The organism is Bacteroidota bacterium (genome assembly GCA_020161395.1).
In the GTDB taxonomy this organism is placed as follows: Bacteria; Bacteroidota; Ignavibacteria; order Ignavibacteriales; family Ignavibacteriaceae; genus UTCHB3.
In genome coordinates, this window is record JAIUOE010000021.1 from 1 (window position 1) to 5,846 (window position 5,846).

The following is a 5,846-nucleotide window of genomic DNA, read 5'->3' on the forward strand; positions in this document are numbered from 1 at the left end:
ATTGAATGTGATTTTTGCTCCTTTTTTATCCATTTGAGAACCGGTCTGATACAATGCTTTTTTGTACAGGGAATATTCAGCAGGGTATTTCCCCGGATATCTCGTAATGATATCGTCATATACTGTGCTTACATCCTCTGTAAAAAGTGCAGTGGCAGCCTGGAGCAATCCTTTTGCCGTTGAATTTGTCGTTGCATTATTTCCGTTTGCTATATATTGACCAAGAGCTTCTTTACCCTCCTCCTTAAAAGTACGGATCAATAAAGATATTACAGCCGGAATCAGCTCATCATTAGAGTTATTATCTATTATGTCGCTGCAGATGTCTCTTGCTTGTCTTAAATGTCCCTTTTTGTACATCCTTTTTGCAAGTTGAAATTTCTCAACTGTTGAACCACCTTCACCCGTAAAATTATGTTTTACCGATGCCAGTTCGTCACTTGGTATAACAAGAGGATTATCACCTTCGTACTTGAATGATGGTTCATCAACAAGTAAACTTGTTAAATCACAGTAATTTGATTTCGAGATCCAGTAACCATATTGAGCCATAACCTCGGAATAGTTTTCAACATAAAAATTATCAGCACTCAAAAAGGTATTGTATCTGCCATCTGTAAAGCCATAGCCATCATCATACCCAAAATTCAAATCTGAATTGTTACTGTAGACGCCCGTGGTATGATTCAGAATATTGATGTTTGCAGTATCCTGCATCAAGAAACAATTAAACTCGGAATTTGTGAACATCATAGCATTTTCACCATCTGATATTACAATATCCCTTGCCATTAATATTACATCGTTTGTTGTAATTCCCCGGGTGTTGCATCTGTTAAGGGTAAGATTATTGAGAACATTTGTTCCGTAGGGTGAACCCATTTCTTCCATGGATATTCCAAAATAACAACTGTCGATAATAGTATTGCTGACAACGAAGGTCGAGCACCTGTAAGCGTAAATCCCCGCGCTCGCATTTTTGATCCGTGCATTATTTATGGAAACATCAGCATACCGTGCAACCAATCCATTACCAAGTGTCCAGTTCGGAGATAAAAAGTTTATCACTGAAGGGTTTGATGGTGTTCCCTCAATTTCAAGGTCAGAATTATATACATATAGCCTTGAAGAATTTTTAAAGGTTACATCAGCGCCATTTTCAATCCGGAGTTTTTTGTATTGAGAAAGTTCCAGACTGCTGTCAACTTCGATGGATGATGAGACCGTTTCGCTTTCAACAAGCAAACCACCGGCTAAAATTGTCGGTTCAAACTTCAAAAGTGTTCCATCTCCCGCATTGAGAAACAGTGTAAACATTGAGTTCTTTGAGGTAAAGAAGGTTTGACCGGTTTTAAGGTTCGTAACCTTTATATTAGTATAACCTGAAGCTACAGTGGAATCAAGTTGAAAACGGATATAACGGTTTGAGTTGTCACTACCCTGAGTATTGCATCTTCTGTTCACTATGTAGTTGTACTTAGATTTTGGATTATAACCCGCAAGATGGCTATACTCTTCAAAATATCCTGTTTGTACCATCGGGGGGTCTGTGGGAGTCATGGGGAAATTTCCGGTGGGTGAAGTCTCAATGTTACTTATCCAAGGTTTGGGGATTGCCGAGTTCTCGTTCCAGTATTTGGCATCAAGCCAGTTTAAATTCAGTATCACCTATAAATCTGAAGTTTATCAATTCTTCAATTGCGGATTGCACATCTGCCTGTGTTGTTGTTAATTCTTGCCTGAATGGATAAACATTATAAAGAAGATATTTCCTCTTGTACTTATCGTCGAAGGGGGATATCCCAAATTTCTGCTCAAATCTCATCCCCCACTCGGTATGAGGTCCTATAGCACCATTTAGTTCCATACCTCCATTTCTTGTGCCAATTACTGAATCCACAAGATGATTTATCTTTCCGAATGCCTCGGCTGCAAGCAAAGGTGGTTCATCTACATAAGTACTATGAAGTGTTGAATCCGCTGTTGGGTATTTTGCCGATATTTGCCCTCCAAAATTTGGGGGTGTCACCGGATTGGGCTTTTGTGTCGGGTTGAACATTATATCGTAAAACTCGTTAAACATGATCATTCTGTCACAGTAAATTGAGGCCGCCCCTGTCCAAACAGCGTAGTATGTAATATTAACATTTCCGGGAATCTGAAAGGATGGTGTCGTGATCCAACTGTAACTCCCTGAAGTTAGCATCAAATCTTCCCCGGTTATCTCAAAGGGTTCTTCCAAAAAATAAATGGGGTCATCTTCCGTGAAGTTGGGCTCTTCAACGCCGATATTTTTATTGTAGGGCTTTTGATAGATGGAGCCTCCAGCGATCACATATATCCGCAGAACGACAGCATTGGGATCAACTTCTTCCGCCAGTTCTTTTTGGTCACCCCTAATAAAGAAAGACAACTGATAAGGAATATACTTATGAGGGAAATGTCCGGCATCAATTGTGCCATAGAATAGTGTACCTCCCGCCGAATGTCTTCCCCTTTTAGCATATCGAATTTGACTTGAACCAGGGGAAGGCGGAACAACTTCTGAAGTATCTATCCCTGTTAAAGTTGGGCTTCCGGGTGGTTGTTTTGCCGAATCCATTGCCCAGCGGGATGATTTTGTATCTGTCCCGAAACCAAAATTTTTCTGAACAGGATTCCAGCTCATGTCCCAAGTACCGCCAATTTGGTGAGCAAATTTATTTGGGTTATTCCCTGTCGCTTTCAAATATCTCCCGGGTTCAAACGGTGGTGAATCATCACCAGCCCAGCTAAAATCCATATCAAGAAACTTTATGTTGCCGTAATAATCTGACATGTGCAGAGTATTAATTAAATCAAAATCCGAGACGATATTTGTCAACCCAAGATTTACCAACAAAGGATAATAATATAATCTGCTGCTCTGTTGCATTGCTGTTGCATATTGCGACGATGTACAGCTCGATTGTCTTGGATGACTCTGATAAACAGCAAAGTCCCAAAATGACATGTACGGGAAAAAGTCCTTTCCCGGGACTCCGGTATTCTGACAATATAATGCTGATTCCAATATAATCAATATCATTATTAATTTTTTCATGAAAATTCTCTATTTTATTATTTTAAATTCATTTTATCATTACAATCTTCACACTCTTTTTCTTTCCGTTTAAGTTCATATTAGCACTTCCCTTTGTTTCTGATTCTGTTGATTTAAATAACATATCAATTATATAAACCCCTGATGATATGTTCAGTTCTCTGAGATTAATCTTCTCGGTTGTAATACCGGCTGCTAATTCGATTCCCTTTTTTATCAGTTCCTTTCCTGTTGTGTTGTATAGCCTCAATTCTGCATATCCCGGGTAATTACTCGTTATTTCAACCGATAATTCACCCCGTGTTGGATTTGGGTACGCTTTTAATGTTATTTCTTCTTTTTGCTCAGTTGCAAGTTCCCCATCTTCAATTGCCATCGCAACTCTCTCACCACTCATTATATAAAAAGTGCCGGGCTGTGCATATGTTGCACCGTTCGTTCCTATTCCAATGTCATCAAGTCCGTCGCCATTTACATCTCCAACCCTGCCCAGGATGTTGAATGAATTCCCGTAATATCTGATTGGAGTATCATCACTTTTGTGCTTGCCTCCCACAAACAGTCGGCCACCTGAGCCATAAAGAGATGATAAAAAGTCACCATACCCGTCGCCATTCACATCTCCTACAGATCGGGTATAATACCATCCTTGGTTTTGAGTGTTAAATCCTTCTTCGGGTATATAATCTATGTTTCGAGAACCGTAGCTTACCGCCATTTGGTACCAGTATGGATACTTATATTTCGTGTCATTGATCACAAGGTCCGCTTTCCCATCTTTATTAATATCTTGTATAATATGATTGAAGTCAACAATATCTACTGAATCCAGAAAACTGACGGTGTCTTGAAAAGAAAAGTCTGATCTGCCAAAAACGAATCTCCTCAAAGCAAAGTTTAACGGAATTGAAGGGCTTGTGAGAGTAAAAGTCAGATCAGTTCTTCCATCTCCGTCAAGATCACCACTTGTTATATAAGAACCCTCTATCGCCTCATTTGGATAAAATGTTGCAATCTTGTCGGGGATCGAATCCATCTCCGGTGACGAATTATATATCAGAAATGCCCCTTTACCACCATACATGTCGTATGCATAGGCAACCATTTCTTCATAACCGTCCCCGTTGAAATCAACCGGCCAGTCACCTCCCACAAATCTTAGATTGCCAATTATCTGTTCTGGTGCTTGAAATATTAAATCGGGAATTGTATCCATCGTTGGACCGCCAAGATATATCTTTAAGGTTAATGGACGGGTATTGAATGTTGTCACTATCAAATCCCTGTATCCGTCACGATTGTAATCACATGCTGACACATGATACGGTATGAATCCGGTAAATGGAATTTCGAAAACAGGCACCGAGTCTACAGGATTACCACCATGAAAAAGCAAAGCTTTTGCATTCCAATTAGAAGTAGAAGCTGTAATAAGGACAAAATCATCACAGCCATCATCATTCTGATCCCCCATATAGAGGACAGCATTGGGTTGGTAAATATCATCTCGTGCGAATATTATTGAATCGAACTGGGCACTAACTTCTGTTGTGCTAACAACTAAAGGAAGCAAGAATGAAAACAAAACAAATTGAAAGGGGTTATGTGTTAGTTTTAACATAATTCTTCCTCACACAAGGTTTGTGTTGATGCATTAAGAAATAAATATTTTTTAGAAAAGTTTCCGGAAGGCACAGAGCGATTGGCAAACCCAAATCGAATTGATTTGGAATGAGGGACGATGACAGGATAACAAACCAAAACGGAGGTATGGCAAGTTTCCCGGCAGAAGACAAAAATATTTCCCAAGCGCTGATAATAAGCCCGGCATGGAAAACAATAAACAACAAACTCATTTGAGTAAACCTGCGAATGATTACCTTTTTCTTACATAATCTACTTATTTTTCATATTCCGTGCAAGAAATATTTTCCTATGACGAATATTCGTTTCAAATATGTTTGTTCAGGGGGTCTATAAAAATAGTGGCATAGGTGAAAAAGACTGATTTTATGGTTGATGAAAAATAAAGTTCGGGAGGAAGCAACGAATTTTTGCCTGACCTGAGCATCAATAATTTTTAAGGTACCCGGGACTTCATTTAAACTATTCCTTTTTCTTACTCATTCTCCAGCTTTCATCCCGTTTCATATTTTTTATCAATGAGGCTTTTCGGAACCTGACAGCAGACCAGTCTTCATCGATGGCAACCATTCGGACCGGTTCATATCCCAGATCGCCAAGCACTTGCCAGCCATTGTCACGATCGATATCAACCTTGTATTTCCTGGAGCTCTTTTTCGGATAAGCCCACCAGTTCAAACCATCCTCCTCCAATATTGCCTCCACTTTGGCGGCGTGCTCTAAAATATCTTCAGCGGACTTTACAAAAACGAGTGAAAAGGGATATTTGTTCAAGCATAATTTACAGTGAACACCCGTTTCAGGTTGAAACTCATCGATCAGATGTTTAAACTCTTCAGGGTGATTTATCAGAAGAATGAGGCTGTCTCAAAAGGGGCAGCCTTTTTTATTGTATTCTCAGATTTATCAAAAAGAGTCTTTTCCTCAAGTTGGCTCCTACTTATGATCCCCGTTTTATTGATCCCTCGCCTTATGTTAATTTCTAGAAGCGTTTGACTCTTCTTTTCGCCTGAAAATTGACCAAATCAGTTTAGCCTAAATATGTTCTAACCTATTGTAATATATGGTAGTTAAGAGGAATATTTATTTTTAGATACGGTCAATTTTTCGTATTTTTGCA

At 39.3% G+C, this 5,846-nt stretch carries 4 protein-coding genes; all 4 read right to left on the minus strand.

Annotated elements, in window-relative coordinates; genetic code table 11:
• Nucleotides 1-1,668 (minus strand): hypothetical protein (locus LCH52_16810; protein ID MCA0390152.1); only part of this gene is annotated, 1,668 nt, incomplete at its 3' end.
• Complete coding sequence (locus tag LCH52_16815) at nt 1,643-3,082, minus strand: hypothetical protein (GenBank protein MCA0390153.1); 1,440 nt, start codon at nt 3,080-3,082, stop codon at nt 1,643-1,645. The genes LCH52_16810 and LCH52_16815, both read right to left, overlap by 26 nt.
• Before the next feature lie 28 nt (nt 3,083-3,110).
• On the minus strand, nt 3,111-4,703 hold the full coding sequence (locus LCH52_16820; GenBank protein ID MCA0390154.1) for a T9SS type A sorting domain-containing protein: 1,593 nt from the start codon (nt 4,701-4,703) through the stop codon (nt 3,111-3,113).
• Nucleotides 4,704-5,188: 485 nt separating this feature from the next.
• The gene (locus LCH52_16825) at nt 5,189-5,500 is read right to left on the minus strand and encodes a hypothetical protein (protein MCA0390155.1); all 312 of its coding nucleotides are present in this window, start codon (nt 5,498-5,500) and stop codon (nt 5,189-5,191) included.
• Between the last annotated feature and the right edge of the window lie 346 nt (nt 5,501-5,846).

Excerpts from the sequence above, each read along its gene's own strand:
- LCH52_16815 (MCA0390153.1), bottom strand. The coding sequence starts at position 3,082 with ATGAAAAAATTAATAATGATATTGATTATATTGGAATCAGCATTATAT.
- LCH52_16820 (MCA0390154.1), bottom strand. The coding sequence starts at position 4,703 with ATGTTAAAACTAACACATAACCCCTTTCAATTTGTTTTGTTTTCATTC.